The following is a 26,813-nucleotide window of genomic DNA, read 5'->3' as shown; positions in this document are numbered from 1 at the left end:
GCAACATGACCCGCCACGAACTGGCGGCGCGGCTCGGGGAGAGGCTGCGGCCGCCGGGCGCGCACCCGGGCACCGCGCTGCACGCCGCGCTCGCGCCGTTCGCCACCCCGGAGGCCGTCCGCGACCTGCTGCGCGGGACGCTGCGCGACGAGCAGTGGCTCGACGCCGTGCGGGCCGCCTCCTACCGGCACGACAACGGCTTCGACAAGATCGTGCTCATGACGGGGGCCGGCTACCAGTTCCGCCTGCACGTGTGGCGGGAGGGCCCGCGCGAGACGGAGGCGGAGAACATCCACAACCACCGCTGGGACTTCTCCTCGGTGATCCTGCTCGGCGGATACCGGTTCCAGGAGTTCACCCCGGACCCCGGCGGCGGCGCCTTCCACGCCTACGGATACGTGTCCGAGCGCGGCTCCGCCTCGTACTCCCTGGAGTCTCTCGGACGCCGGGGCCTCACCCGCTCCTTCGACGCGCACCTGCGGGCGGGCACGTCCTACACGCTCACGTCCGACGTCCTGCACCGGGTGTCGAACCCTCCGGGACGGCTCACCATGAGCCTCGTCCTCCAGGGGCCGCACCAGCCGGACTCCGCCGTCCTGGTGTACGCGGAGCAGCGGTTGCCGTCGGGCCGGACACTCCCGCGCCCGGGGTTCTCGCGCCCGGCGCTGCGGCTGCTGCTGGAGGACCTCGTCGACGAGCTGGCCGACCCGCTCTCCGTCTGATCACCCCGGACTGGCGGCCTCCAGCAGCTCGCGCGCCAGCTCCGCGCTGCCGGCCGCGACGAACGACACCGGCCCGCCGTGCAGGGAGCGGTGCGCGGTGAGCGGGGCGCCCGACAGGTCCAGGACGTGGCCGCCGGCCGCGCCGACCAGCAGCATCCCGCCGCCGACGTCGAGCAGGCCGCCCTCGTGGCAGATCATCCCGTCCAGCTGCCCCGCCGAGATCAGGGCGAGGTCCAGGGCGGGCGCCCACAGGGACAGGAGCCGTTTGCACCGCCCGCCGAGCGTCCCGTGCATCCGCTCGCCCCAGACCCGTCCGGCGGTCGAGTAGTTGGTGACGAGCGAGACGGTCGCCCGTCGCAGCGGGACGGGCGGGCGCGCGGCCGCGGCGGCGCGGGGCGCCGTCTCCGTCGCGACGAACTCGCGCCCGAGCAGCGGGTCGACGACGAGCGCCAGGACGGGGCGGCCCCGGTGGAACAGCGTGATCGCGACCGCGCAGTGCGCGATGCCGTAGCCGAAGTTGTTGGTGCCGTCGAGCGGGTCGACCACCCAGACGGACTCGGCGCCGGGCCATTCGGCGGCCGGCCCCTCCTCCGCGATGATCCCGTGGCCGGGGAACTCCCCGGCCAGCGCGCCCACGATGCGGCGCTGCGCCTCGACGTCGGCGCGGAGCTTGACGTCGTGGTCGCCGAGGTACTTCTTCTCCGCCGGACGGCCGAACTGGGCCCGCAGGTAGTCGCCGGCCGCCCGTGCGCAGGCGAGCGCGACCGCGGCCTCCCGCTCCCAGCCGCCGGTCCGGGACGGTTCCGACTCCGACACGATCACTCAGCCTCCGTACGCCGGCTCCTGCGCCCGCTCCTTCGGATCCGATACTCCTCCCCGACGATGTTCGGCGCCACGGCCACGACGAGGGTGACGGCCAGCGTCGCGAGCCACGCCCAGATCTTGTCGGCCTTGGACGAGGTCAGCAGGTCGTCGAAGACGTCCAGCTGGTTCAGGGTGACGAGCGCCACGACGACGGTCAGCACCGACAGCCACGCCGTCTGCCCGAAGCTGCGCCGGCCGCCCGCGGGCGCGCGGCCCCCTCCGGTCGCCGTCTCCTTCGCGCAGCTCTCCAGGGCGGCGCGCTCCTTGGACCGGTACGGCTCCAGGACGACCGGCTCCACGTCGCTTCTCGTGGTGTCCATGACGCCGCGGAGGGCGTAGAGCGCGTCGTGCGTCGCCCACATGACCCGCGACCCGGGGGTCAGCGCGCACCGCCAGGCGCCGTCGGGGTCCTGGAGCTTGAGCAGCCTGTCGGTGCCGACGAGGACGATCGGGTCGCGCAGGTCGGCGCCCGCCATCGCCAGCGCGACGAGTGCCCAGGGCGTGGCGAAGTGCCGGAAGTCCAGGCGGGCGGAGGTGCGCGGGTCGATGAGCGAGGTGTGGGCGGTGCCCTCCCACGGCTCGTCCTTGGCGGGGTCGAAGGCGCCGCGCAGGTAGGCGACGGCCCGCCGGACGGCCGGGTCGCTCGCCGCGACTCCGGCGGTGAGCAGCGCGACGAGGGTGTAGGCGGTGTAGGCGGCCGAGGAGCTCTGCGTGCGCCCGGCCCCGGCGGGGAAGGCGCCCCAGCCCCCGTCCTCGTGCTGCGCGGCCCGGAGCCAGGCGACCCCCTTCGCCGCGTCGCTGCGCCCGTAGCGGGCGAGCACGCGCACGGCGCAGGTGGTCGGGAAGACCTGGAGGTCCGGCGCGGCGCCGTCGGCCGGAAGCGCGGACGGCCACCCGCCGTCCCTCTGCAGCGATTCGAGCCAGCTCAGGCCCGCGGCGACGACCGGGTCGGAGTCGGACCGCCCGATGCCGTGCAGCGCCCACAGGACGGCGCAGGTGCTCTCGGTGAGGGACTGGTCGGAATGCGCGCCGACGAGAGACTTGCGGACCTGCCAGCCGCCGTCGGAGTTCTGCATGCCCTCCAGCGACTGCACGGGCTTGCTCAGCTGGTCGCCGGTCACGCCCGCGTGGACGTGCGCCAGGATCCCCTCGGCCGTGGACAGGAGCCCGAGGGAGTGCCCGTCCATGTACAGGTTCCAGCCCCATCGGCCGTCTTCGATGGAGCGGTGGTTCTCCAGGTAGAGCAGCGACCTGTCGACGGCCTCCCGCACCCTGAGCGGAAGCTCCCTCGCCACCTCGGACGCGTGGTACCAGCTGAGCGCGGTCGCGAACAGCGCGGAGCGGTCGACCTCGTCGCCGCGCGCCTCCAGATCGGCCATCGACAGGATCCGGGTCCTGCCGCCCGCGCCCGAGAGCTCCTGCGGGCCGCGCGCCACCGCGCAGACGGTCAGCCGCCGCCGGGGCTCGCCGGACTCGGCGGCGAGCAGCCCGAGGTAGTCGACGTCGAGGCCGAAGCGGTCCTTCGCCCCGCGCACGACCAGCGGGCCGAGGCCGTCGCCCGCCGCCTCGCCGCGGCCGTCGCGGTCCACCGGCAACCGGAGCGGCAGGATCGCCGCCCCCTCCGTCCGGACGAGGAAGCCGGCCCTGCTCTCCGCGTAGAGGACCAGCTCCAGCCACGGATCCCGCCCGGCGGGACGCGCGGATCGGTCCCCGGTCTCGCGTGCCCCGTCGTCCACGGCCACCCCCGCGCTCGCGCCCCGGCGCGCGCGAGGCATGTGCCCATCGAGATTTCCGGGTCATGCTTTCATGCCACGACATGTCGGACTGTGTGGTCGTACACAGTCATGGCGGCGTGGTCAGAAGTCGTAGACGGCGCCGACCTCGGCCAGTTCGATCGGGCCGCGGAAACCGCTGGACTTCGCCTCGGAGAGCGTCTGGGACGCGTCGTTCCAGGGCAGCAGGTGCGTCAGGACCAGCCGGCCGACCTCCGCCCGCTCGGCGTGCTCGCCCGCCTCCCGTCCCGTCAGGTGCATGTCCGGCGGCAGGTCCGGCCGGTCGGCGAACCCGGCCTCGCACAGGAACAGGTCGGAGCCGCGGGCCAGCCGCACCAGGTCGTCGCTGTGGCCGGTGTCGCCGGAGTAGGTCATCGCGCTGCCCTCGTGCTCGATCCGCAGGCCGTACGCCTCGACGGGATGGTTCATCAGCGCGGTGGTCACCCTGAACGGGCCGATGCTCGTCGGCCCCGGCTCCAGCAGGCGGAAGTCGAAGGTGTCGGTCATCTCCGGGTTCGGTTCCAGCTCGTACGCCTTGATCATGTGGTCCGCGGTGTCGCGGGGGCCGTACACCGGGATGCGCGGCGCCGGGCCGCCCGGGCAGTACGTCCGCGCGATCCAGTAGACCGTGAGGTCGAGGCAGTGGTCCGGATGCAGGTGCGAGATGCAGATGGCGTCGATGTCCAGCAGGCCGTGGAAGCGCTGGAGGCTTCCGATCGCACCGTTGCCGATGTCGAGGAGCATGGAGAAGCCGTCCGCCTCGATCAGATAGCTGGACGCGGGGCTGTCCGGCCCTGGGAAACTGCCGGAACAGCCGATCACAGTGACCCGCACGCTCACTCCTCCTCTGGAGTCCCGAGGAATCAGGTCGTCAAAGCCTTGCTCAACGTGCTCTCCACCGGACCGATCTCCGGTCCGAGGAAGCGGCGGCCGAGCTCGGCGAACACGGCGGGGTCACCGGTGGCGCGGAACCGGTGCCGCGGCCGGGGCGTCGCCTCGGCGCGGGCCAGTCCCCGATCGTGCAGCACTCGGTACACGTCCTTGGCGGTCTCGTCGGCGCTTGAGACCAGTGTGACCCCGTCCCCGACCACATACGAGATGACGCCCGCCAGAAGGGGGTAGTGCGTGCATCCGAGGATCAGGGTGTCGCAGTCCGCGTCCACGATCGGCCGCAGGTAGCCGCGGGCGGCGTCGAGCAGCTCGTCGCCCATCGTCACGCCCGCCTCGACGAAGTCGACGAAGCGCGGGCAGGCGACGCCGACCAGCTCGATGTGCGGCGCCGCGGCGAACGCGTCCTCGTAGGCGCGGCTGTTCACCGTGGCCTCGGTCGCGATCAGGCCCACCCGCCCGTTGGACGTGGCACGGGCGGCGCGCCGGGTCGCGGGGTTGATGACCTCCACGACCGGGACGTCGTAGCGTTCGCGGGCGTCGCGCAGCATCGCCGAGCTGGCGCTGTTGCAGGCGATCACCAGCATCTTCACGCCCTCGCCGACCAGCTCGTCCAGCATCTCCAGCGCGAACGCCCGGACCTGCGCGATCGGGCGCGGGCCGTACGGCTGGCGGGCCGAGTCGCCGAGGTAGACGACCGGCTCGTTCGGCAGCTGGTCGAGGATGGCGCGGGCCACCGTGAGGCCCCCGAACCCGCTGTCGAAGATCCCGATGGGCGCGTCTCGGAGGCCGTCCCCCCGGGATGGATCTGACATGGTGCACAAGGCTAAGCGACGTGGCCCCGCCCAGGTGCGTCATGCGTTGGACATCACACCGTCACGCACCGGAAAACCGTCCAGCTCACGCCGCCGGCGCGTGATCCGGTCGTTCGCCGGCGCGAAACGCCGGTGCGCCGCCCCGGCTAGGAGCGGGCGAGGGGGACTCGGGCGATCTGCCGGCTCTGCGCGACGAGGCGGCCGGCGGAGTCCCACACCTCGACCTCCTCGTCGAACCAGCCGCCGGTGAGGAGCCGCCCGGTGCCGTGCACGGCGAGCCAGCCCGGCGCCGGGACGGCCCGCATGTGCCAGGTCAGCTCGACGGTCGGGGCCCAGCCCTGCGCGCCGAGGTTCAGCGCCACGGGCGGCAGCGCGTCCACGGCGAGGGCCAGGGAGTAGCCGTCGGGCTCCTGGCCGCAGGCGTGCCGGAACCAGGCGCGGATGTCCGGGCGGCCGCTCGGCCGCCCGTCCAGCCAGCCCATGGTCGTCCGGTCGAAGCGCATGTCGACCTGGTCGGCGAAGCCGCCGCCGGTCGCGGCGGGCGGCCGGAACCCCGAGCACTCCTCCAGCGGCGGCAGCCCGGCGGGCGGCCCGGTGGCGAAGTCGGGCTCGGCGGACGGGTCGAGGGTGCCGGTGGTGATCAGCGCGTCCACGGCGGGACGGCCGTCCTGGAGGAGGGTGACGAGGTACGAGGCGGCCGTGCGGCCCACCTTGCGGGAGTCGACGACGATCTCGACGGGGCCGGCCTTGGCGACGCGGTGGAAGTTCGCCGCGGTCGAGACCGGGTGCTCGTGCGGCGAGGCGTCCACGGCGGCGCGGGCGAGCACGGCCATGAGGTATCCGCCGTTCAGCGCCTGGGCGATGCCGTAGCCCTCGTCCAGGACGGCCTCGTACCGGCCTTCGCCGACCGGCTTCACCGCCGTCGAGTCCCCGAACCCGCTCATCCGCACTCTCCCGGTCCGACCGTCCCGGCGGATGCCCGCCGGGACGGTTCTAGAATCACGTTCGAGTAGCATACGCACACTACCCCGACCGCCGGCCGCCGGCCGCCCGGTCAGGCCCAGAGCTGGCCTTCGAGCCGGGCTTCGGCCTCCTCCAGGGTGCCGCCGTACGCGCCGGTCGACAGGTACTTCCAGCCGCCGTCGGCGACGATGAACACGATGTCGGCGCGCTCGCCGGCCTTCACCGCCTTGTTCGCCATCCCGATCGCCGCGTGCAGCGCCCCGCCGGTCGAGATGCCCGCGAAGATGCCCTCCTGCTCCAGCAGCTCGCGGGTGCGGCGCAGCGCGTCCAGCGACCCGACGGAGAACCGGGTCGTCAGGACGGAGTCGTCGTACAGCTCGGGGATGAAGCCCTCGTCGATGTTGCGCAGCCCGTACACCAGCTCCCCGTACCGCGGCTCCGCCGCGACGATCCTGATGTCCGGCACCCGCTCCCGCAGGAAGCGGCCGACGCCCATCAGCGTGCCCGTCGTCCCGAGCCCGGCGACGAAGTGCGTCACCGACGGCAGGTCGGCGAGGATCTCCGGGCCGGTCGTCTCGTAGTGCGCGAGCGCGTTGGCCTCGTTGCCGTACTGGTACAGCATCACCCAGTCGGGGTTCTCCCTCGCCAGGCCCTTGGCCACCCGCACGGCCTCGTTCGAGCCGCCCGCCGCCGGGGAGGAGATGATCCGCGCGCCCCACATCTCCAGGAGCTGGCGGCGCTCGGCGGAGGTGTTCTCGGGCATCACGCACACCATCGAGTAGCCGCGCAGCTTGGCGACCATGGCCAGCGAGATGCCGGTGTTGCCGGACGTCGGCTCCAGGATCGTGCAGCCGGGCGTCAGCAGCCCCTCCTTCTCCGCCTTCTCGATCATGTGGAAGGCGGGGCGGTCCTTCACCGAGCCGGTGGGGTTGCGGTCCTCCAGCTTGGCCCAGAGCCGCACGTCCTCGCTCGGCGACAGCCGCGGCAGCCCGACCAGCGGGGTGCCGCCGAGCGAGTCCAGCAGTGAGTCGAATCGCATGTGGCGCTCGTCCCGACCGGCTCAGCCGCCGGCGACGGCCGGGAGGATCGTGACGCTGTCGCCGTCGGCGACCTCCGTCTCCAGCCCGCCGAGGAAGCGGACGTCCTCGTCGTTCAGGTAGACGTTGACGAACTTGCGCAGGCCCTTGTCGTCCACGAGCCGGGCGCGCAGGCCGGCGTGCCGGGTGTCCAGGTCGGCGAACAGCTCGTCGAGCGTGCCGCCCTTGCCCTCGACGGCCTTGGCGCCGTCGGTGAGGTTGCGCAGGATCGTCGGGATCCGGACCTCGATCGCCATCGCGATGATCTCCTTAACGTCGTACGGGACTGCCCGCCCCTGGTGGTGGAACCGGGCGGGCGGCGGGATGATTCCAGGCGTGATCAGCGCGTCAGCGACAGTCGTAGACGACCTCGGCGCGCGAGTGCCCGAACAGGAAGCTCTGCACGGGCGGCACCGCTGGGGCCCCGGCACGGCGCCCGGCGCCGCCCGTCCCATGCCCGCTCGTCCGCATGTCGGCCAGTTTACCGGCCGCGGAGCCGCCGATCCCGGCCGCCTCCGGACCTCCCGCGCCGCGCGTCCCGCCGTCAGGGCCCGTCGACGACGGCGACCTCCTCCTCGGTGACCTCGCCGTCCACGATCCGGAACGAGCGGAACTCGGTCTCGCCCTCCTCGCGGGTCGAGACGAGGACGTAGTGCGCGTTCGGCTCGGACGCGTACGAGACGTCGGTGCGCGAGGGGTAGGCCTCGGTCGCGGTGTGGGAGTGGTAGATCACCACGGGCTCCTCGTCCCGGTCGTCCATCTCCCGCCACACCTTCAACTGCTCCTGGGAGTCGAACCGGTAGAACGTCGGGGAGCGCTCGGCGTTGACCATCGCGACGAACCGGACGGGCCGGTCCGAGCCGACCGGTCCCGCGATGATGCCGCAGGCCTCGTCCGGGTGGTCCGCGCGCGCGTGCGCGATGATCTGGTCGACCAGGGCCCGTTCAATCGTCAGCATGGCCGCAAGCTTAGGCGGCGCCTACTCCAGGGCGCGGACGAGACCGTCCTGCAGCATCGTCAGCCAGTCGTAGGCGGCGAACATGGGGGCGCGCGGGTCGCGCGGGTCCAGGCCGCCCGCCTCCTCGTACCAGTCCTCGGTGATCTCCAGCCGGGTGCCGAGCGCCAGCCGGACGTCGTTCAGCGCCCGCAGCCACTGCTGCGCCTGCTTCTCGTCGAGGACGGCCTCGGTGCCCTTCTCGCCCAGCGCCCCGAGCACCGTCCGGGCCGCCTCGCGCTTGCCGTCGCGCAGGCCCAGCTCGGTGTAGCGGCGGAACTCCCCGGCGGCCTCGCCGTCGTCGCGGTAGGCGTCCGGGAACAGCCGCGCCAGGACCGGGTCGTCCGACTTCGTGGCGTTCTCGGCGATGCCGAGGGACGCCAGCTCGCCGTCCTCGCCGGCCTCCTCGCCGAGCAGGGAGAGCATCTGCTCCATGAGGGCGCGCAGCAGCGCGGTCTCCTCCGGCTCCAGCCGCACCCGGAAGCCGTCGCGTCTCTTCCTCACATGGCTCATCGGCTCAGTCGTCCCGTTTCACTGTCGCCCACAGGCCATAGGAGTGCAGGATCTCCACGTCCCGCTCCATCTCCTCGCGGGTGCCGTTGGCCACCACCGCGCGGCCCTTGTGGTGCACATCGAGCATCAGCTTCTCGGCCTTCGCCTTGGGATAGGCGAAGACGGCCTGGAACACGTACGTGACGTACGACATCAGGTTGATCGGGTCGTTCCAGACGATCGCCAGCCAGGGCCGGTCGGCGCTCACGTCCTCCGCCGCGTCCGGCCGCTCCAGCTCCACCGGTGCGGGCGCCGTGCTCATGGCGCTCATTGGCCGGGCCTCCCCCTCTCTGAACTCGCGCGCGCGGCGCCGCCCTGGAGGACGCGGCCGCCCGCCGCATCCGATGCTATGCGGCGCTTCCCCGCCGCGTGTGACGGCCCGCGTCACCATGGTGCCCGCACCCGGCCCTAAAGTTCCACTTGTGGACCTTGGCGACGGCACCGCGCTGCTGACCGACCAGTACGAGCTGACCATGCTGCAGGCCGCCCTGCGCAGCGGGACGGACGGCCGCCGCGCGGTCTTCGAGGTGTTCGCGCGGAGTCTGCCCGCCGGGCGCCGGTACGGGGTCGTCGCGGGCACCGGGCGGCTCCTGGACGCCATCGAGGCGTTCCGGTTCGGCGACGCCGAGCTGGAGTTCCTCGCAGAGAACGGCATCGTGGACGAGCCCACGGTGCGCTGGCTGGAGAAGTACCGCTTCACCGGGAACGTCTGGGGCTACCCCGAGGGCGAGTGCTACTTCCCCGAGTCGCCGATCCTGATGATCGAGGGCACGTTCGGCGAGGCGGTCCTGCTGGAGACCCTCGCGCTGTCGGTCCTCAACCACGACTGCGCGATCGCGTCCGCCGCGTCCCGGATGGCGCAGGCCGCCCAGGAGCGCCCGATCATCGAGATGGGGTCGCGCCGCACCCACGAGCGCGCCGCCGTGGCCGCCGCCCGCGCCGCCTACATCGCCGGGTTCACCACCACGTCCAACCTGGAGGCGGGCCGGCTGTACGGCGTCCCGACCGCCGGGACGAGCGCGCACTCCTTCACCCTCCTGCACGACAGCGAGCGGCACGCGTTCGAGGCGCAGCTCGCCGCCCTGGGCGAGGGCACCACGCTGCTGGTCGACACCTACGACGTCGAACGGGCCGTCCGGACGGCGGTGGAGCTGGCGGGGCCCGGCCTCGGCGCCGTCCGGATCGACAGCGGCGACCTCGGCGTGATGGCGCGGCGCGTCCGCGAGCAGCTCGACTCCCTCGGCGCGCACGGCACGCGCATCGTGGTCACCGGCGACCTGGACGAGTACGGCATCGCGGCGCTCGGCGCGGCGCCCGTGGACGGGTACGGCGTGGGGACGTCCCTGGTGACCGGTTCCGGCGCCCCCACGGCGTCGCTCGTGTACAAGCTCGTCGCGCGGGCGGACGGCCCGCAGGAGGACGCGCCCATGCGCCCGGTCGCCAAGCGCTCGGCGGGCAAGCCGAGCCGCGGCGGCCGCAAGACCGCCGTCCGCCGCGTCGACGGGCACGGCGTCGCCTACGCCGAGACCGTGTTCACCACCGAGCCGGCGCCCGGCCCCCACGACCGCGTCCTCCAGGTGCCGCTGGTGCGGGACGGCGAAGTCGTCGGACGCGAGCCGCTCCGCGAGGCGCGGGACCGCCACGCGCGCTCGGTCGCCGAGCTGCCCCCGACGGCGCGCCGCCTCTCCAAGGGAGAGCCGGCCGTCCCGACCGAGTTCGTCAACGGCGGGCCACGCCGTTGAGCCGTCCCGCGTGCGGGAACGACGCTGGGGTACGGTCGTGGCAGATCCGGTGGGGCAACCGGCAGAGGGAGCGGTCATGGGCACGAAAGCGCTGATCATCGTGGACGTGCAGAACGATTTCTGCGAGGGGGGTTCGCTGGCCGTCGGCGGGGGCGCCGCGGTGGCGACCGCGATCTCCGAGTACGTGGCCGCGCACCGGTCCGAGTACGCGCGCATCGTGGCGACGCGCGACTTCCACCTCGATCCGGGCGGCCACTTCTCCGCCGATCCCGACTTCGCCGAGACCTGGCCGCCGCACTGCGTGATCGGCACCCCCGGCGCCGACTTCCACCCCAACCTCTCCCTCGCCCCCATCGAGGCCGTGTTCAGCAAGGGCCGCGAGACCGCCGCCTACAGCGGCTTCGAGGGGTTCTCCGACGACGAGACCCCGCTGGCCGACTGGTTCGCCGACCGCGGCGTCGACTCCGTCGACGTCGTCGGCATCGCCACCGACCACTGCGTCCGGGCCACCGCCGTGGACGCCGTCCGCGCGGGCCTGCGCACCACCGTCCTGCTCGACCTCACGGCCGGGGTCGGCAAGGCCACCGTCGACCGGGCGCTGGACGAGCTCGGGCAGGAGGGCGTCGTCCTGTCCGGCGCCCCGGTGGTGACCGCCTGACCATGCCCCCGGACACGCCCCCGAACGTCGCGGAGCCCACGGTCATCCTCGTCGCCGGAGTGTCCGGCAGCGGCAAGACGACCATCGGCGCGCTCCTCGCCGAGCGCCTCGGCTGGGAGTACGCCGAGGCCGACGCGTTCCACTCCGAGGCCAACGTCGCCAAGATGCGCGCGGGCCGCCCCCTCACCGACGAGGACCGCCTCCCCTGGCTGCGCTCCATCGCCGCGTGGATCGCCGACCGCCTCGCCACCGGCCGCCCCGGCGTCGTCACCTGCTCCGCCCTGAAACGCCGGTACCGCGACATGCTGCTCGACGGTCACGCGGGCGTCCGCCTGGTCCTCCTGGACGGCGACCGCGACACGATCGCCGCCCGCATGCGCTCCCGCAAGGGCCACTTCTTCAAGGCCGGCCTGCTCGACTCACAGTTCGCCGACCTCGAAACCCCTGCCCCCGACGAGAACATCGTCACCGCCCCCATCACGGGCACCCCCGAGGAAACCGTCACCCACATCCTCAAGACGCTGGCCCTGGACACCGCCTCCCCCTGACGGCCTTGGGCAGGGAAGCCGCTACGGCCGGGCGAGTTTGGCGGCCACCGCGTCGAGGACCCAGCCCAGGCCGGTCGCGAAGGCGGTCTCGGCGTCCGGTGGCGGACGACCTGAAAGTGACCGTAAACACGAGTGCTCTCCTGCCTTTTTGCGAGGCGGAGAGCACCGGGTGGGGGTGGCTGACGCGGAGACGTCTGCCACATGTCGGACCTCACGGCCACCGGAGGCTCCGGGGGTGGAGGCTGACGTCGGGGCCGAAGAAGAGCGTGTCGTCTTCCCCGATGGGATACTGCTGCCCGGGGGCAAGCTTCCAAGGGTCGCCTTCCTTGGGCTCGACCACAGTGCCGTTCGTGGACCCGAGGTCTTTCACGGACCAGCCGGCGGCGGCGGTGTAGCTCACCTCCGCGTGCTTCCGGCTGACACTGCCGGCAACGGGGCGGACGGTGCATGACTCGTCGCGGCCGACGGTCCAGACCGTGGCGATGGGGCCCTCGGGCGTCCGGGTCATGTGGGCGAGATTGCTCATGGTCGTATCTCCCAACTGCGTCTTCTTTGTGCTTCCTTGCGGCTCTACAGTCCTGAAATGATCAGCGATGGCAAGTGCGATCTGCAGCGGGCCGCCCTGTTCAGAGTCGAGCGGGCCACGTGAACCGATCACGCAGGCTCCCTGAGTCCGATGACCGACGACAGCGGATGTACGACCGTAGGTCGGCGGCATCGCGGCCAGTTGCGGCGTCCTCCACGCGGGAAGCCGAACCGATTCGCCACCGCGGCGTGCCCTCGGGCGTCAGGATCACGGCGGCCCGCCCCTCGACGCCGCGGTCATTGATGACCTGGACAGCGGACGCGGGGATAGCGTCCTGGAGCGCGCCCGCCGTCGCGGCGAGGTGGATCGACTCCCTCAACTCCCGGGCGAGGCCGAGCTGGGCGGTGGTGCAGGAGTCCACGGCGAGGCCGTTCACCGCCGGCCGGTCGACGAGACCGCGTCTCAGAGGCGATGCGGTACCCGTGCGACGGCTGGGCCGCTCCTGGGCGACGCCGCCCATCTGATGCCCCCGCTGGGAGCGGGCGCGAACCTCGCGATGCTGGAGGGCGCCGAGACCGTCGCCGCCGGCCCAGGAGATCTGGACAAGGCCGTCCGCGCCTTCGAGGAACGGATGTGGGCACGCGCCGGCACGTGGGCGAAGATCACCACAGCCGGCCTGGAACGCCTGGTGAGCCCGGACCCCGCCGAAGCGGTCGCCCTCTTCGACCAGGTCCAGCCGTCCTGACCGCCGAGCGCGCGAACACGAGGACCAAAGGCGGCGGTGCCCACGAGCAGCGGCAAGCTGCCAAGAAAGAGAACCGGCCCGCCCGATGAGGGGCAGGCCGGCCGTGTTCCTGTGCGGTTCATCGCGCGGGCCTGGGGCCCGCGCGATCGTTGAAGGCCCCCTCCGCCTCGAAGACGGTGGGTGGGTCGCGACAGAGCCGGGATGTGGCTCCGTCAGTCGTCCAGGTCCCCGCGGTCGGCGGAGGCCAGCAGTTCTTCGATCACCTCGGCGTGAGAGGGGTTTGGACGCGCCTTCCTCGCGGAGGTGTACTCCCACCAGAGGATGCCCTTGAGGCAGACCTCCAGGGCCTCTTCGTGTGAGTGGTCGTACTCGTAGGGGCAACAGGATCGTCTAAAGGGCGGTCACATGTGAGAAGGCTCGCGCCTCTTCGCACCACCCACGAGGGCCTGGCGCAGCCAGGCCCTCGTTTTTCTTCTGATTCGAGGGCTCAGGGAAGCGGGGACGCTCCCGGCCCGGGGGGTGATGAGGAGCTTGGGACCATCCGGGTCCTTGCAGTCACGAACTTTTTGTGTGGATCGTGCGCTTCGGTCGTCACCCTTGAGGTCCCCATCGGTGCCGCCTAGGGCCCTAGGGCGCCTATTCCCTGGATTCGGTCGGCGGCGGTCTCGAGAAGTCGGAGAGCATCACCACCACGCAGAGCGATGAGACCACCGTCCCGCCGAAGACGACGCTGGTCGTCACCCGCGGCTTCGAGATGCGCCGGATCTACGGGAACACGTACTACACGCGGAGCAACTGCAAGACCGGGAAGCACAAGAGCTTCGTGCTGACCGCGCCCCACGGCCGCTACACCTCGTTCAAATAGCCGGCCTGACTGCCTTTACGCGGCCGCGAGGATCCACGTAAAGGCAGTCGTGCGTTCGCTGATGCATGTGCGTCCGGCTTCCTTGATCTTTGCTCGCATGTGACGGTCGGCGGCGCGCGAGTTCGGTCCGGGACATGCGGCCATTGATCTGCGCTCTTGCTATCGGTTCGCGCCCGTGGACGGTCCAAGGTGCGGGGGTCGTCCCCGCAGTCCACGCGCAAACGAGAGACCGGAGTGCAGCAATGGCACAACAAGGCTTCAAACTCACCCGCAACCAGGTCATCGCAGCGCTGATCGTCGGGCTGTTGCTCGCGGTTGCCGCACTTCACGAAGACAAGGGGCGGGGTTCCAGCACACCGCAGGATGCCCCCTGCTCCAGCCAGACCACTCAAGAGCGACCGAGCCACTGATCGTGTCGCACCCGGCCGGGCCCTCTCGATGAGGGCCCGGCCACCTCGCTTACCGGACGGGGCGGCAGGAAGCGCCGCTCGGACCCGGCCACGTTTCGGCCGTTGGTGGCCGTGACCTACTAGCTAGGCGTTCTCGATAGCCGTGCTGAGGTCACGGAGGGCCTGGGGGGTCATGAGAAGCTTGGGGCCGTCGGGGTCCTTGCTGTCACGGACGGCCACGGCGTCGCCGACGCGGGCGAGCTCGACGCAGTTGCCGCCGTTGTTGGAGCTGCGGGACGCCTTGCGCCAAACCACTGAACTCAAGTCCATTTCTCCTGCGCCACCTTAGCTATCAGTTCGAGGGACTGGTCTACGGGATACGCGGCGGACTGAATTGAAGCGAACAACCCGGTGAGGCGATTGAGTTCGGCACGGTCTGTGGTCGTGTCGCCGTTGATCGGGTTGTCCTTGTACCCTACCTCGCTTCCGTCCGGGAGGGTACCGATGGCGAATGCGCCACCGATGCCTTCGTGAAGGTGAAGCGGAATGATCTGGATGCGCACGAGGCGCGACGAGACCGCGATGAGGCGTTGGAGTTGTTCGCGCATCACCTCGGCTCCACCGGCGTCGCGATAGAGCACGCTCTCGTCCAGCACGTAGAGGAGGTGCGGCGGCGTCCGGTCCCCGCTCAGGATGCCCTGCCGCGCCAGGCGTGCCTCAAGGGCCGCCTCGTCGTCGAGGATGGTGGCGGCGTAGGCGGGCACTTGGAGCAGGCCGGGCACGATCAAAGGCTCGTAACTCCGGATCCTTTCGAACTTCGGTTCCTGCATGGCCCAGTCGGCGAACCAGACCGGGACCGCGTTGGTTCCCTTGTACAGGCCGTCCCACAGGTGGGTGAGGGCCTCGCGGGTGTCGAGGACGCGATCGGCGTGGACGGCGAGGAGCCGGTCAGGGCGGGACTCCCCGCGTTCCACGGAACCGACCGTGCTCTTCGAGTAGGGCGCGCTCTCCTGAATGAGTTCGCAGAAGGCGGCGATGCTCAAGCCCGCCGCCTCTCGATAGCGACGTAGTTCGGAGCCGAGAAGCGCGTTCGGCGACTCCCAGGGCCGCAGATCGTTCGGACGCTGTCCCATCGCTGTTCCTCCCTTGCCTCGGATGACCGGAGATGACCGGGGGCGACCGGCCATGAGCGGCGGTTGACCTGCGAATGCGCACACTATGAGCACTCATCGCGGTCTTGACGCTACTCAGGGTGACACAGGGGCGATGATTCGACCACTGGATTTCGAAAACGAATTCCTGGAGGTCGAAATTATGATCGATTCGGGAACGGCCGCAGAAGCCGTCCTGCTCGAATCCTCGGAACATGCGCCGCAGCGGGCGCGCTCCTGGGTCGCCGACGTTCTCGCTAAGTGGCGCCTAGGCGACGACTACATCGCGAGGACCGTCGTCACAGAATTAGTCACGAACGCCTATAGGCACACCGAGACCAAAGCCATTCCCGTACGTCTCGTCTTGGAAAACGGCTACTTCGTGGTGGAAGTGGAGGACAGGTCCGATGTGGCACCGGTTCTCCAGGGCGAGGACGACGCGGCGGAGTCCGGGCGGGGGCTGCTCATGGTCGCCCTGCTCGCCGCCGACTGGGGCGTCCGGGCACTGGACGGCGGCGGGAAGGTGACATGGGCTCGGCTTCACGGGTGAGAGTGGCCCGCGGCCGGCTGGTGATGGGGTGGTGGCGTGTCCGGTTCTGGCATGCCACCGCCGAACGGCACCTCGACGTCCTGGCCGCCGCGACGCACGCTCACGGCTGGTCCCAGCTCAAGGTCTACGTGGAGTCGCCGCCGGTGCTGTGGATCTTCCCCGAGGGCGCCGGAAGCCTCGCGGTCAGCGTCACGGCGGAGCGTGCCGGCGGACGGTGGGCCTACCGGGTCTCAGGGGCGATGCGGTACCCGTGCGACAGCCCTCAGCGCGTTGCGGGCGTCCTCGACGACGTCCTCCGGGATCGCCTGAGCGCACGCGGCGCCGCCGGCTCAGCGGCGGGCTCAGCCGCGGCGCGGGGGTGAGGCGTCAGTGGCGGCGCTTGGCGGCCCAGTCGCGGATCTTGGCTATGCGCCCGCGGATCTCCTCGGCGCTCGCCTGGGGGACGGGCGGGCCGCCGCAGGCGCGGCGCAACTCGTTGTGGATGACTCCCTGCGGCTGGCCCGTCCGGTGGTTCCAGGAGTTGACGAGGCCGTTCAGCTCGCGGCGCAGGGCCGCGATGTCCTCCGCGGCGGTGCGGTCGGCGCGGGGGTCGCCGGTCTTGCGCCGGCGCTCGTTGGCGATCTGCTCGGCCTGCCGCTTGCGCAGCAGCGCCGACACCTGGTCGGGCTCCAGCAGGCCGGGGATGCCGAGGAACTCCTCCTCCTCGGCCGAGCCCGGCTCGGCGTTCATGCCGAACTCGCCGCCGTCGTAGAGCACGCGGTCGAACGTCGCGGACGCCTCGACCGTCTCGAACGGCAGCTCCTCGCCGACGTCGGGCGTGTCCTTCTCGCGGTTGGCCTCGGCGAGCAGGTCGTCGTCGAGGCCGTCCTCGCTGACGGGGCGGTCGAGGACGTGGTCGCGCTCCTCCTCCATCTCGGAGGCGTGGCCCATCAGCGTCGGCACCGACGGCAGGAACACCGAGGCGGTCTCGCCGCGCTTGCGGGCGCGGACGAAGCGGCCGATGGCCTGCGCGAAGAACAGCGGCGTGCTGGTGGAGGTGGCGTAGACGCCGACGCAGAGGCGCGGGATGTCGACCCCCTCGGACACCATGCGGACCGCGACCATCCAGCGGTCGTCGGTCTCGCCGAACGCCTTGATCTTCTTGGACGCGGTCGGGTCGTCCGACAGCACGATCGTGGCGCCCTGCCCGGTGACCGCGCGCAGCATCTTGGCGTAGGCGCGGGCGGCCTCGTGGTCGGTGGCGATGACCAGGCCGCCCGCGTCCGGGATGACGCGGCGCAGTTCGGTGAGGCGGCGGTCGGCCGCGGCCAGCACCTGCGTGATCCAGTTGCCCTTGGGGTCGAGCGCGGCCCGCCACGCCTGGGACGTCTGGTCCTGGGTGAGCGGCTCGCCGAGGGTCGCGGTGATCTCGTCGCCCGCGCGGGTGCGCCAGCGCATCTCGCCCGCGTAGGCCAGGAAGATCACCGGTCGGACGACGCCGTCGGCGAGGGCGGGGCCGTAACCGTAGGTGTAGTCGGCCCGGCTGCGCCGGATGCCGTCCGGCCCCTCCTCGTACTGGACGAACGGGATCGGGTTGATGTCGGTGCGGAACGGCGTGCCGGACAGGGCGACCCGCCGCGTCGCCGGCTCGAACGCCTCCCGGACGGCGTCGCCCCACGACAGGCCGTCGCCCGCGTGGTGCACCTCGTCGAAGATGACCAGCGACTTGCGCGCCTCGGTGCGGTTGCGGTGCAGCGCCGGGCGCGCGGCGACGGTCGCGTACGTGACGGCGACGCCGTGGAAGTCCTTGCCGACGGGCCCCTGCCCGTTCTGGTACTCCGGGTCGATCCTGATGCCGACGCGGGCCGCCGACTCGGCCCACTGCCGCTTGAGGTGCTCGGTCGGGCACACGATCGTGAGCGAGGCGACGACGCGGCGCTCCATCAGCTCGCGGGCGAGCCGGAGCGCGAACGTCGTCTTGCCGGCGCCCGGCGTCGCGACGGTGAGGAAGTCGCGAGGGCCGGGCGCCGTTCCGTCCACGCCGAAGTACGCCTCCAGCGCCTGCTGCTGCCAGGCGCGCAGGGAGGACGCGGTCCCCCAGGCGGCCCGCTCGGGGAAGGCGGGGGGCATGCTCGATGCGGCGAAGGTGCTCACGGTCATTGAAGGCTACCGAGCCGCACCGACAGATCGTGCCGCGGCCGGCGCACCTGTGCCGAGATCCACACGGTGGCGGCCGGCCTTGCGGGACCGGTACGCCGCCCACGCCGCCCGGACACGGCGGCCCTGACCTGTGGTGAAGCCCCGCATGCAGGAGTCGTGGGCGTAGTCCATGAAATTGTGGATCGGATCGCGGCCCCGCTGCGGGCACGAGTCGCGTCCCTGCGGGCAGCCCTGCGCCGGCTCCGCCTCGTACGGGGTGTCGGCCACCCCGTCGCCCGGCGACACGCAGCCGCCCTCGAACGTGTGCATGAGGCCGAGCCAGTGCCCGATCTCGTGGACGGCCGTGAACCCGTGGTTGAACGGCGCGTACGACCCGTACGGCAGGCTGCGGAAGTCGACGATGACGCCGTCCAGGCGCGGGTCGCGCCGGTACCACTGCGGGAAGGTGGAGAAGCCCAGCACGTCCGACCCGACGGCCGCCGTGTAGAGGTTGAGGGTCCCGCGCCCGCCCTTGCGGAGGCGCCGCTTCATCGGGCCCTCGTTGCGCTGCGGGTTGTGGAACCAGGCCGAGTTGTCGGTGCGGTCCAGGGAGTCGAGCCGGAACCTCACATGGGTGTCGGAGCCGCCGAGGCGCCCGCCGTAGGCCGCGTTCAGCGTGGCGATCTGCCGCTGGACCGCCGCCGTGGACAGCCGCCCGGAGCTCCCGCTGTGGACGACGTGGAACCGCACCGGCACGACGAGGCTCCCCGTCGCGCGCCGCTCCGCCTCGCGGCGGGCCGGGCCCGGAAGCGTCCCGCCGAGCAGGCGCGAGTCGAGGAGGGCCTCGTCGGACGTCCCGAACCGGTCGAGGAGCGTGCGGCGGAGGTCGGCGAGCATGGCGGCGGCCTGCTCGTGGCCGAGGTCGGCCCGGTCGCGCGCCCGGGCCGACCGCGCCGCCCCGCCCGAGGCGCCCCTCCCGCGGAGTGCGGCCCCGCCGGCGGCGGCCGTCCCGCCCGCGCGGCCGCGGACGCAGTCGTCGCCGCGGGCGGCGGGAGCGACCTTCGTCCGCTCCCAGTCCCCCTCACTCACCGAACCCGGAACAGCACACACCGTGACCGCCAGTGCGCACAGTGAAACCCCGGCCAAGCGCCGCATTCAATCCCCCGATTGTTCAGGGACGTCCCTTTCGGGGCGTCCCGCGACAGGAAACGCCGAGGTCCCGCGGCACATGACCGCAGGACCTCACGCGCGCACGCCTACCCGGCGCCGCGCCCTCGACCGCCGTTCAGCGGCCGGTCACTCCTCGCCCTTGCCCCCGCCCGACTGCATGGACTCGTAGATCTCCTTGCACTCCGGGCAGACGGGGTACTTCTTCGGATCCCGGTTCGGCACCCAGACCTTGCCGCACAGCGCGATCACCGGCGTGCCGGTCACCGCGCTCTCGGTGATCTTGGCCTTCTTCACGTAGTGGGCGAACCGCTCGTGGTCGCCGTCACCGTGGGAGAGGTCCGGCTTGACATCGCTCTGGGTGTCGCCGTCGGGAAGGATCTTCGTACTCACACCGTTCACCTTAGTTCAGCGTCGGGTCCTCGGGGAAAGTGGCGACGAAGGCCAGGTCGCCACCCTGCCGGCGCAGCACGTTCTGCCACAGCCGGTCCGGATCGCCGGCGAAAACGTCGCCGGCCTCGGCGGGCACCAGGTACCACGAGCCTTCCTCGACCTCGGTGCGCAGCTGCCCGGGCGACCAGCCCGCGTATCCGGCGAACACGCGCAGTTGCAGCAGTTCCGCCGCGAGCAGGCCGGGCGGGGCCTCCAGGTCGACCAGGCCCACCCTGGCGACCTCGGTGCCGCCGTGCAGGGCGCGCCATCCGAGCGGCTCGTCCTCGCCGGGGAGCCGGGCGAGGGCGAGCGCGTTCTCCAGCGCGACGGGCCCGCCCTGGAAGACCACGGCCGGGCCCGTCACCAGTTCCGCCCACGGCGGCAGCACGCGGTCCACCGGAACCTCGGTCGGCCGGTTGAGGACGACACCGAGGGTCCCCCCGTCGCCGTCGTGCTCGACCAGCAGCACGACGCTGCGCCGAAAGTTCGGATCCTCCAGCTGCGGAGTGGCCACCAGCAGGAGCCCGACCCTGATCCCGTCTTCCATGGGTCCCATGATGCGTTGCCCGGACCTCCGGCGGCACGCCCCCTCGCTCGTTAGCCTGTTACGCATTCCTATCGATGGGGATATCGGCACCACAAGGTCCTGGGTTAAGAATGATCTAGGATCATCGGCCACCCGCTTGGTGCGGGCCGGGAGGACCAGCGATGCAGTTGCCCAGGGTCGTCATCGCCGCCGTGTTCATCGTGATCGGGGCGCTGATCGCGATCCCGGCCCTGCTGGGGTCGGACGGTTCGGCGTCTCCGACCTCCAGCACCGAATCCACCAGCGCGAGCCCGAGCCCGTCCGGCGGTTCGCCGTCCGCCTCGGGCAAGCCCACCCGGACGCCGTCGCACACCCCGTCCCGGACGCCGTCGCACGCGCCCGCGCGGCCGGTGACGGCCACGATCGGATCGGTCTCCTGCCCGGACCGCACCGTGAACGTGAGGCTCCGCAACACCGGGACGCAGACCGAGGACTTCTCCGTCGAGAAGAACGACGACACCGCCGCCGTCCCCGGCAAGATCGGGCCGGGCACCACCCGGACGGTCGCGGTGAAGCTGCGCGAGGACCGCAGCACCCGCATCACCGTCCGCTGGGCGAACCGGCAGATCGAGAGCACCGCCGCCAAGGCGAACTGCAAGAAGGCGGGCGCCGCCGCGCCGCGCGAGACACCGCCCGGCAAGCTGCCGCACACCGGCCCCGACACCGTGCTGTGGGCGCGGGCCGCGACCGGCGTCGCCGTCATCCTGACCGGCGCGATCATCTTCTGGTGGGGCGGCACCTGGCCGCGCCGCCGCGAGCACATGTTCGCGGGCCGCAAGTCCGGCTGAGCGCCGCGGCGGGCCCGCACCCGGGCCCGCCCGCGCCGCCGGGCCTCTAGGCCTCGGTGCGGGGGCGGCCGCCCGCGGCCTCGCGGACGGCCCCGGCCACGCGGGTGCTGACCTCCGGGTGGAAGACGCTCGGCACGATGTAGTTCGGGCCGAGCTCGTCCGGGGTGACGACCTCGGCGAGGGCCTTGGCCGCGGCCGCGAGCATGTCGAGGGTGACGCCGTCGGCCTGGGCGTCCAGGAGGCCGCGGAAGACGCCGGGGAACGCCAGCACGTTGTTGATCTGGTTCGGGTAGTCGCTGCGCCCGGTGGCGACCACGGCGGCGTGCTCGCGGGCCTCGTCCGGCGAGACCTCCGGCTCGGGGTTGGCGAGCGCGAACACGATCGCGTCGTCGTTCATCGTGGCGATGTCGTCGCCGTTCAGGATGCCGGGGGCGGACACGCCGATGAAGACGTCGGCGTCCTTCACCGCGCCGCGCAGGTCGCCGGAGTAGCCGCCCTCGTTGGTGTGGTCGGCGATCCAGCGCAGCGAGTCGTCCAGGTCCTCGCGGCCCTTGTGCACGGCGCCGGCGTAGTCGCAGACGACGAGGTTGCGGGCGCCCGCGTGCATCAGCAGCTTCAGGATGGCGCTGCCGGCCGCGCCCGCGCCCGCCATCGCGATGCGCACGGCGCCGATGTCCTTGCCGACGACGCGCAGCGCGTTGGTCAGCGCGGCGAGCACGCAGATCGCGGTGCCGTGCTGGTCGTCGTGGAAGACGGGGATGTCGAGCAGTTCGCGCAGCCGGGCCTCGACCTCGAAGCAGCGCGGCGCGGAGATGTCCTCCAGGTTGATGCCGCCGAACGCCGGCGCGAGGATCTGCACCGTCCGGACGATCTCGTCGGTGTCCTGGGTGTCGAGGCAGATCGGCCACGCGTCGATCCCGGCGAACCGCTTGAACAGCGCCGCCTTGCCCTCCATGACCGGCAGCGCGGCCTCCGGGCCGATGTTGCCGAGGCCGAGCACCGCCGAGCCGTCGGTCACGACGGCGACGCTGTTGCGTTTGATCGTCAGCCGCCGGACGTCCTCGGGGTTGCGGGCGATGGCCAGCGAGACGCGGGCGACGCCGGGGGTGTAGGCCATCGACAGCTCGTCGCGGTTGCGCAGCGGCACCTTCGACTGCATCTCGATCTTGCCGCCGAGGTGCATCAGGAACGTCCGGTCGCTGACCTTGTGGATCTTGACGGAGTCGATCCGCTCCAGCGCGCCCGAGATCGCCTCGGCGTGCTGGGTGTCGCGGGTGGCGATCGTGACGTCGATCCGCAGGGTCTCGTGGCCCGCGGTGTTGACGTCGAGGGCCGTGACGATGCCACCGGCGTTCTCGACCACGTGGGTGATCTGGCTGACGGCCCGGCCGCCGGCCGGGACCTCCAGCCGGACGGTGATGGAGTACGACACGCTTGGCACGCTCGCCACGACAGCTGCTCCCTATTTATACGGGTTTGTCCACATTCGGGCGCGCCCCTCCGCGGGGGACGGTGCGTCCGGGGCCGCCGCCCGGTCCCGGACCGCGTCCCGCAGAGCCCGGACCGCGACGACGATCGGCTCGACGGTCGCGGGCACGGGCGCCCCCGTGGTGCCGATCACGAGCCGGTGCCGGGCACGGGCCGGTGTCGATCACGAGGCGGCGGAACCGCGGACCGGCCGGATGGGCCCCGTGGAGGTGCTTCACCCGTGGAAGTGCTCCACGCGGCCGCACGGGCGCGGTCATCAGTCAACGAGCATACGCTCACCAGCGCGGTCAGGTGTCCCGCTCGCCCCAGCTCGCCACCCTTCGGCTGACGCCCGTCCGCCGGCGCGCGCCAGGAGACGGGCCCGGGTCGCACCGCGGCCCGGGCCGGAACGGCGGCCGGCTAGAACAGGGCGGACTGGAGGCCGCGGCGGGCCTTGCCGACGCGGGGGTCGTCCGGCGGGAGGAGCTCGAACAGCGACAGCAGGTGCTTGCGCGCCGCGTCGCGGTCGTCGCCCGCACCGCGCCGCACCGCGCCGACGAGCCGGTCGAAGGCGTCGTCGATGCGCCCGGACACCATCTCCACGTCGGACGCGCTGATCTGCGCCTGGACGTCGCCGGGCTTCTCGGCCGCCTCCTGGAGGACGCGCTCGGCGTCCAGCGACCGCACGCGCAGGCTCAGGCCGACCAGGGCGAGGCCCTGCCTGGCCTGGTCGTCCCTCGGGTCGACGGCGAGGATGCGCTCGAACGCGACCTTGGCGCCGTCGAGGTCACCGCGCTGCAGGGCGTCCTCGGCCTCGGAGTAGACCGGGTCGGCCTCGGGGGCCTCCGCGCCGGGGGCCGGCTGCTCGCCCTCGGGGGCGTCCGGGAGGATGCCCTCCTTGCGCAGCGCCTCGAAGAGCTGGTCGATGGCCTGGCGGACCTGCGGCTCGGGCGCGGCGCCGTTCAGGAACGGCAGCAGCTGCCCGGCGACGACCGCCGCCACGAACGGGATGCCGCGAACGCCCATCTGCTGCATGTAGGCGCCGAGCTGCGGGTTGGCGTCGACATCGACCTTGGCGAGGATCCACTTGCCGGCCGCCTCGGTGGCGAGTTTCTCCAGAATGGGGCCGAGTTGCTTGCACGGACCGCACCACTCGGCCCAGAAGTCCACCAGTACGGGGACGGACTGCGAACGCTCCACGACCTCGGTGTTGAAGGTCTCGTCGGTGACGTCCACGACGTAGGGCCCGGCGCCGGGCGCGCCCGGCGCCGGCGCACCGCCGCCCTGGGCCCGGCGCTCCTGCTGCTTCCTTGTCGCGGCCTGGCGCGCTCCCAGGTCGATGGCCCCGTGCAACGAAAAGTCCCGAGAAGGCATGGGTCCATCCTGCCCCATGACCGCGCCCTGCCGTACGTCCGTACGCTCCCAGCGGAGCGCGGCGTGCGCGCCGCACGCCCGGCGCGTCCGTACGGGCGTCCCTATAGGCGGCATATCGAGAGAATTGTCCGCCTTTTTTATTCTCTTTCCCGCCGCACCCCGGGCAAAGACTTCCGTCGTCCTGCCGTAAAGGCGATTAGATTGCTGACAGCCATCACCAAGCCCGGTTATAGTCACGATGTCGATGCATTGCGGCCCGGCAAAAGCGACCGGGCCGGAGCCGCCGGGGGGCGGCCCGGCCTGCGGGCGCGCCGTGTGGCGGGTTGGGGGACCCGAGGCCACCGGCGCGGCGGGCGCACCGTCCGGCCGCCGCGACAGCATGACGAACAACGGGGGGAAACTTGTGATCGCGGAGCATTCCGTGATCGTGGCCCGAGGAATGGGTGTCCGCCGCGGGGGGCGGTGGCTCCTGCGCCCGGTGACCTTCGGCGTGCCCGAAGGCGTGGTCGGCCTGGCCGGTCCACCGGGTGCCGGGAAATCCACTCTGCTGGCCACGTTCGCGACCTTGCGCAGGCCGAACACCGGCGCGCTGCGTATTCTCGGGCACGACATCACGAACGCCGCCGGGCAGCGGGCCGCCCGCGCCGGGATCGGTTACCTGCCCGCCCGCTTCTGGCGCGCGGAGGGAATGACGGCCGGCGAGTTCGTCGCCTACGCCGCGTACTACAAGCGGACGAGCGCGTCCGCCGCGCAGAGCATGATCCGCCGCTTCGACCTCACCGACGCCGCCGGGACGGAGCTCGCGCTGCTGCCGCCGGACGTCCGGCTGCGGGCCGGGCTGGCCGCCGCCTGCGTCCACGAGCCGGGCCTGGTGCTGCTCGACGACCCCTTCGGCGAGCTGTGCGCCGCCGCCGAACCCTGGCCCACGGGCGCCGCGGGCCCCGGGCGGCACTCGCTCACCGCGGCCATGGCCGAGCTGATCCCCGTGCTGCGCACGCTGGCACCCACCGTGGTCGTCACCGCCGACGCCACCGAGACGCTCACCGGCTGGTGCGACCGCCTCCTCACACTCGCCCGCGGCCGGCTCGCCGAGCAGCCCACGCACTCGGCCACCACCCGCCGCGGCCGCTCCCCCGCCGACCGGCGGGGCGCCGGCTCCCCGCGCGGCGCCCTCCATCCGCAGACCGTCGACGCGATGACCCGGCGCCGCCCCGCCCGGCGCGCGCTGCCGCAGGTGTCGCTGCCGCAGGTCCAGCTGCCGCACCTGGCGCTGCCGCAGCTGCCCCTGCCACAGCTTGCGAAGGCGCGGGCGCGGCGGTCGCCCGCCGAGAGCGCCACCGGTGTCTGACCTCGGGCGGGTGCTCCGGCTGGACGCCCGCCGCACGGCACTGCTCGTCGCGGTGCCGGTCCTCACCGTGCTCGGAACGGCGGCGGCGTGCCTGTCGCTCAGCCCGGCGGTCGCCTACTGGGACAACTCCGTCGTCGCGCTGGTCAACGCCGTCCGCCTCCTCGGCCCGGCCGCCGCCGGCCTGGCCGCGTGGACGGCCGTCCGGGAACGCCCGCTCGACTACCTGCGCGACCTCACCGCCCGCTCCCCCGCGACGGGCGTGCTGTTCGACCTGCTGCTGCTGTCGTCCGCCGCGCTGGTCTCCTACATCGTGGCCACGGCGGTCGTCGTCGCCGTCACCCTCGTTCACCCGCACGCCGGGCAGCCCCAGCCGCTCGGCGTGGTCTCGGGCGCGGGCGCGCTCGTCCTGCACGTCGTCGTGGGCTACCTGACGGGACGCGTCGCACCGCACCGCGCCACCGCGGCCCTGGTGCTCGCCGCGACCTCCCTGTGGGCCGCCCTGCGCATCCCCGGCATGTCCTGGTGGAGCCTGCTGCCCCCGGCCGCGTTCCCCCACATCCAGCTGTTCACCACCCTGCGCCCCGCCGTGTTCGCCGTCCAGGTCCTCTGGGCCGCCGGGCTGACCACCGCGCTGATCCTCGCCTACGTGATGTGGGCGACGCGGCGGCTCCTGCTCGTCCTGCCCCTGGCGGTGGCGCTGGCCGCGACCGCCTCCGCCACCCTCGGCCTGCACCGCTCCGGCGGGACGGTCTCGCTCGTCCAGGCGGAGCCGGTGTGCCGGAGGTGGCCCATCACCGTCTGCGTGCACCCCGCGCTGCGGGACGCGCTGCCCCAGCTGATGGCGGCCGCCACCCCGCTCGCCGCGCGGCTGAACGGCACGCCCGGCGCCTTCACCATGGTCGAGCAGCGTCCCGCCTGGATGCCCGTCACGGTGGCGGACGGCGTCGCCGGCGTCCATCTCGACGAGGGCCTCTCGCCCGGCTACGCGTCCCGGGCCGTCCGGCAGATCAGCGAGGCGCTCAAGGACCCGCGGGCCTGCGCGGCCGGCGACGGCTACCGCGCGCTGGTCGACGCGTGGCTTCTCGGCGACGAGCCCCCGGCCGTGGCCGGCACGCGCGCCGGGCACCGGTTCGCCTCCTGGACGGAGCAGCGGCGGCGCGACTGGCTGCGGCTCCACTTCGCCGGGTACCGCGCCTGCACGCTCGGCCCGCACGACTTCCGCGTCCCCCGCACCGCCGAGAGCCGCCGCCGCGAGGCCCCGGATCCCCGTCCTGCGTGACCGCGACAGGACCCCCCGGCCCGCCGCGGTCACGCAGGAGGTCAGGCGCCCCGCCCCGCCAGTTCCGGCGCGGCGGCGCGCCGCGTCCAGTGGCGCTCCACGAAGAACGGCGCGACGGGCAGCACGGCGGCGCCGAGCGCGAGGGCCGTGCGCTTGAGGTCCCAGGCCAGCTGCTCGCGGACGAGGAAGACCAGGCCGACGTAGGCCATGAACAGGACGCCGTGCACCGGGCCCATCACCTGCACGCCGATCGGCGCGTCCGCCCCGTACTTCAGCGGCATCGCGACCAGCAGGAGGAGGAGGAACGAGAACGCCTCGGCGACGGAGACGAACCGGAAAGCACGAATCATGTCCACGCCCGGCTCAACGGCGAGGCATCGGCCCGCGGTTTCCGCGCCGTGTATGGCGTTGCTCACACGACCGTGCGCAAACCG

The 26,813-nt window shown here is 72.4% G+C and carries 33 protein-coding genes; 11 read left to right on the top strand and 22 right to left on the bottom strand.

Translation table 11 applies throughout. The annotated features are described in order from the left end of the window. Positions 1-5: 5 nt before the first annotated feature. Entirely contained in the window at positions 6-722 is a 717-nt protein-coding gene (locus ACQEU6_RS37250; protein WP_499338388.1) for a hypothetical protein, read from the top strand. Here the strand turns inward: ACQEU6_RS37250 and ACQEU6_RS37245 are convergent, their stop codons facing one another. From ACQEU6_RS37245 to clpS, 11 genes are all read right to left on the bottom strand, one after another. Next, positions 723-1,544: an inositol monophosphatase family protein gene (locus ACQEU6_RS37245; RefSeq protein WP_499338387.1), complete on the bottom strand. Its 822-nt coding sequence runs from the start codon at positions 1,542-1,544 to the stop codon at positions 723-725. Continuing rightward, on the bottom strand, positions 1,541-3,361 hold the full coding sequence (locus tag ACQEU6_RS37240) for a prenyltransferase/squalene oxidase repeat-containing protein (protein WP_499338386.1): 1,821 nt from the start codon (positions 3,359-3,361) through the stop codon (positions 1,541-1,543). Before ACQEU6_RS37240 ends, ACQEU6_RS37245 begins: the two co-directional genes overlap by 4 nt. Before the next feature lie 81 nt (positions 3,362-3,442). Further along, a complete protein-coding gene (locus ACQEU6_RS37235; protein ID WP_499338385.1) occupies positions 3,443-4,192 on the bottom strand; it encodes an MBL fold metallo-hydrolase in 750 nt (249 codons plus the stop codon). Between the two features lie 29 nt (positions 4,193-4,221). Beyond that, on the bottom strand, positions 4,222-5,061 hold the full coding sequence (murI, locus tag ACQEU6_RS37230; protein WP_499338384.1) for a glutamate racemase: 840 nt from the start codon (positions 5,059-5,061) through the stop codon (positions 4,222-4,224). 146 nt (positions 5,062-5,207) lie between these two features. Then, complete coding sequence (locus ACQEU6_RS37225; RefSeq protein ID WP_499338383.1) at positions 5,208-6,005, bottom strand: thioesterase family protein; 798 nt, start codon at positions 6,003-6,005, stop codon at positions 5,208-5,210. Positions 6,006-6,115: 110 nt separating this feature from the next. Beyond that, the gene (locus ACQEU6_RS37220) at positions 6,116-7,063 is read right to left on the bottom strand and encodes a PLP-dependent cysteine synthase family protein (RefSeq protein ID WP_499338382.1); all 948 of its coding nucleotides are present in this window, start codon (positions 7,061-7,063) and stop codon (positions 6,116-6,118) included. Between the two features lie 21 nt (positions 7,064-7,084). Then, positions 7,085-7,357 (bottom strand): MoaD/ThiS family protein, encoded by a 273-nt coding sequence (locus tag ACQEU6_RS37215; RefSeq protein WP_089310034.1) that lies wholly within the window; start codon positions 7,355-7,357, stop codon positions 7,085-7,087. Between the two features lie 91 nt (positions 7,358-7,448). Beyond that, on the bottom strand, positions 7,449-7,571 hold the full coding sequence (locus ACQEU6_RS37210; RefSeq protein ID WP_499338381.1) for a hypothetical protein: 123 nt from the start codon (positions 7,569-7,571) through the stop codon (positions 7,449-7,451). 73 nt (positions 7,572-7,644) lie between these two features. Continuing rightward, positions 7,645-8,058, bottom strand: a complete 414-nt coding sequence (locus ACQEU6_RS37205; RefSeq protein ID WP_499338380.1) for a M67 family metallopeptidase — start codon at positions 8,056-8,058, stop codon at positions 7,645-7,647. A gap of 21 nt (positions 8,059-8,079) precedes the next feature. Next, on the bottom strand, positions 8,080-8,607 hold the full coding sequence (locus tag ACQEU6_RS37200; RefSeq protein WP_499338379.1) for a DUF2017 domain-containing protein: 528 nt from the start codon (positions 8,605-8,607) through the stop codon (positions 8,080-8,082). 4 nt (positions 8,608-8,611) lie between these two features. After that, positions 8,612-8,908, bottom strand: a complete 297-nt coding sequence (gene clpS, locus ACQEU6_RS37195; protein ID WP_138646758.1) for an ATP-dependent Clp protease adapter ClpS — start codon at positions 8,906-8,908, stop codon at positions 8,612-8,614. A 127-nt stretch (positions 8,909-9,035) separates the two neighbouring features. On the opposite strand from clpS, the gene ACQEU6_RS37190 reads away from it, so the two are divergent. The 3 genes from ACQEU6_RS37190 (at position 9,036) to ACQEU6_RS37180 (ending at position 11,594) form a co-directional block, all read left to right on the top strand. Next, entirely contained in the window at positions 9,036-10,388 is a 1,353-nt protein-coding gene (locus ACQEU6_RS37190) for a nicotinate phosphoribosyltransferase (RefSeq protein WP_499340483.1), read from the top strand. A gap of 76 nt (positions 10,389-10,464) precedes the next feature. Next, positions 10,465-11,046: an isochorismatase family protein gene (locus ACQEU6_RS37185; RefSeq protein WP_499338378.1), complete on the top strand. Its 582-nt coding sequence runs from the start codon at positions 10,465-10,467 to the stop codon at positions 11,044-11,046. A gap of 2 nt (positions 11,047-11,048) precedes the next feature. Further along, the gene (locus tag ACQEU6_RS37180; RefSeq protein WP_499338377.1) at positions 11,049-11,594 is read left to right on the top strand and encodes a gluconokinase; all 546 of its coding nucleotides are present in this window, start codon (positions 11,049-11,051) and stop codon (positions 11,592-11,594) included. A gap of 211 nt (positions 11,595-11,805) precedes the next feature. On the opposite strand, the gene ACQEU6_RS37175 is transcribed toward ACQEU6_RS37180, so the two are convergent. Together ACQEU6_RS37175 and ACQEU6_RS37170 are read right to left on the bottom strand one after the other, a co-directional pair. Further along, the gene (locus tag ACQEU6_RS37175; RefSeq protein ID WP_499338376.1) at positions 11,806-12,120 is read right to left on the bottom strand and encodes an FHA domain-containing protein; all 315 of its coding nucleotides are present in this window, start codon (positions 12,118-12,120) and stop codon (positions 11,806-11,808) included. A gap of 100 nt (positions 12,121-12,220) precedes the next feature. Beyond that, positions 12,221-12,640: an ABATE domain-containing protein gene (locus ACQEU6_RS37170; protein WP_499338375.1), complete on the bottom strand. Its 420-nt coding sequence runs from the start codon at positions 12,638-12,640 to the stop codon at positions 12,221-12,223. Positions 12,641-12,643: 3 nt separating this feature from the next. Between ACQEU6_RS37170 and ACQEU6_RS37165 the strand changes: the two genes are divergently transcribed. Both ACQEU6_RS37165 and ACQEU6_RS37160 read left to right on the top strand, forming a co-directional pair. Continuing rightward, positions 12,644-12,865: a hypothetical protein gene (locus tag ACQEU6_RS37165; RefSeq protein WP_499338374.1), complete on the top strand. Its 222-nt coding sequence runs from the start codon at positions 12,644-12,646 to the stop codon at positions 12,863-12,865. A 1,107-nt stretch (positions 12,866-13,972) separates the two neighbouring features. After that, the gene (locus ACQEU6_RS37160; protein WP_499338373.1) at positions 13,973-14,140 is read left to right on the top strand and encodes a hypothetical protein; all 168 of its coding nucleotides are present in this window, start codon (positions 13,973-13,975) and stop codon (positions 14,138-14,140) included. 123 nt (positions 14,141-14,263) lie between these two features. Here the strand turns inward: ACQEU6_RS37160 and ACQEU6_RS37155 are convergent, their stop codons facing one another. Next, positions 14,264-14,449, bottom strand: a complete 186-nt coding sequence (locus ACQEU6_RS37155) for a DUF397 domain-containing protein (RefSeq protein ID WP_499338371.1) — start codon at positions 14,447-14,449, stop codon at positions 14,264-14,266. After that, positions 14,440-15,252, bottom strand: coding sequence for a helix-turn-helix domain-containing protein (locus ACQEU6_RS37150; protein WP_499338370.1), 813 nt, complete (start codon positions 15,250-15,252; stop codon positions 14,440-14,442). The genes ACQEU6_RS37155 and ACQEU6_RS37150 overlap by 10 nt, the downstream gene beginning before the upstream one ends. Positions 15,253-15,385: 133 nt before the next feature. Between ACQEU6_RS37150 and ACQEU6_RS37145 the strand changes: the two genes are divergently transcribed. After that, complete coding sequence (locus tag ACQEU6_RS37145; protein ID WP_499338368.1) at positions 15,386-15,820, top strand: ATP-binding protein; 435 nt, start codon at positions 15,386-15,388, stop codon at positions 15,818-15,820. Further along, entirely contained in the window at positions 15,817-16,182 is a 366-nt protein-coding gene (locus tag ACQEU6_RS37140; protein WP_499338367.1) for a hypothetical protein, read from the top strand. The genes ACQEU6_RS37145 and ACQEU6_RS37140 overlap by 4 nt, the downstream gene beginning before the upstream one ends. 4 nt (positions 16,183-16,186) lie before the next feature. Here the strand turns inward: ACQEU6_RS37140 and ACQEU6_RS37135 are convergent, their stop codons facing one another. From ACQEU6_RS37135 to ACQEU6_RS37120, 4 genes are all read right to left on the bottom strand, one after another. Then, positions 16,187-17,929, bottom strand: coding sequence for a DEAD/DEAH box helicase (locus ACQEU6_RS37135; RefSeq protein ID WP_499340482.1), 1,743 nt, complete (start codon positions 17,927-17,929; stop codon positions 16,187-16,189). A gap of 36 nt (positions 17,930-17,965) precedes the next feature. Next, entirely contained in the window at positions 17,966-19,027 is a 1,062-nt protein-coding gene (locus ACQEU6_RS37130) for a zinc metalloprotease (RefSeq protein ID WP_499338365.1), read from the bottom strand. Positions 19,028-19,234: 207 nt separating this feature from the next. Beyond that, positions 19,235-19,498: a DUF3039 domain-containing protein gene (locus tag ACQEU6_RS37125; RefSeq protein ID WP_089310307.1), complete on the bottom strand. Its 264-nt coding sequence runs from the start codon at positions 19,496-19,498 to the stop codon at positions 19,235-19,237. A 10-nt stretch (positions 19,499-19,508) separates the two neighbouring features. Beyond that, positions 19,509-20,084, bottom strand: a complete 576-nt coding sequence (locus tag ACQEU6_RS37120; protein WP_499338363.1) for a YqgE/AlgH family protein — start codon at positions 20,082-20,084, stop codon at positions 19,509-19,511. Positions 20,085-20,245: 161 nt separating this feature from the next. On the opposite strand from ACQEU6_RS37120, the gene ACQEU6_RS37115 reads away from it, so the two are divergent. Beyond that, the gene (locus ACQEU6_RS37115) at positions 20,246-20,911 is read left to right on the top strand and encodes a hypothetical protein (protein WP_499338361.1); all 666 of its coding nucleotides are present in this window, start codon (positions 20,246-20,248) and stop codon (positions 20,909-20,911) included. A 46-nt stretch (positions 20,912-20,957) separates the two neighbouring features. Here ACQEU6_RS37115 and ACQEU6_RS37110 read toward each other — a convergent pair whose 3' ends face one another. Both ACQEU6_RS37110 and ACQEU6_RS37105 read right to left on the bottom strand, forming a co-directional pair. Beyond that, positions 20,958-22,361: an NAD-dependent malic enzyme gene (locus tag ACQEU6_RS37110; RefSeq protein WP_499338360.1), complete on the bottom strand. Its 1,404-nt coding sequence runs from the start codon at positions 22,359-22,361 to the stop codon at positions 20,958-20,960. Between the two features lie 437 nt (positions 22,362-22,798). Next, positions 22,799-23,752: a tetratricopeptide repeat protein gene (locus ACQEU6_RS37105; protein WP_499338358.1), complete on the bottom strand. Its 954-nt coding sequence runs from the start codon at positions 23,750-23,752 to the stop codon at positions 22,799-22,801. A gap of 421 nt (positions 23,753-24,173) precedes the next feature. On the opposite strand from ACQEU6_RS37105, the gene ACQEU6_RS37100 reads away from it, so the two are divergent. Together ACQEU6_RS37100 and ACQEU6_RS37095 are read left to right on the top strand one after the other, a co-directional pair. Next, positions 24,174-25,100, top strand: coding sequence for an ATP-binding cassette domain-containing protein (locus tag ACQEU6_RS37100; protein WP_499338356.1), 927 nt, complete (start codon positions 24,174-24,176; stop codon positions 25,098-25,100). Continuing rightward, complete coding sequence (locus tag ACQEU6_RS37095; protein WP_499338354.1) at positions 25,093-26,379, top strand: hypothetical protein; 1,287 nt, start codon at positions 25,093-25,095, stop codon at positions 26,377-26,379. The genes ACQEU6_RS37100 and ACQEU6_RS37095 overlap by 8 nt, the downstream gene beginning before the upstream one ends. 41 nt (positions 26,380-26,420) lie before the next feature. Here the strand turns inward: ACQEU6_RS37095 and ACQEU6_RS37090 are convergent, their stop codons facing one another. Further along, positions 26,421-26,729 (bottom strand): DUF3817 domain-containing protein, encoded by a 309-nt coding sequence (locus ACQEU6_RS37090; RefSeq protein WP_499338352.1) that lies wholly within the window; start codon positions 26,727-26,729, stop codon positions 26,421-26,423. Between the last annotated feature and the right edge of the window lie 84 nt (positions 26,730-26,813).

The organism is Spirillospora sp. CA-108201 (assembly GCF_050936235.1).
Lineage (GTDB): Bacteria > Actinomycetota > Actinomycetes > Streptosporangiales > Streptosporangiaceae > Spirillospora.
Note: the sequence above shows the minus strand (reverse complement) of the source record. Positions and strands in the feature narration are given on the sequence as shown.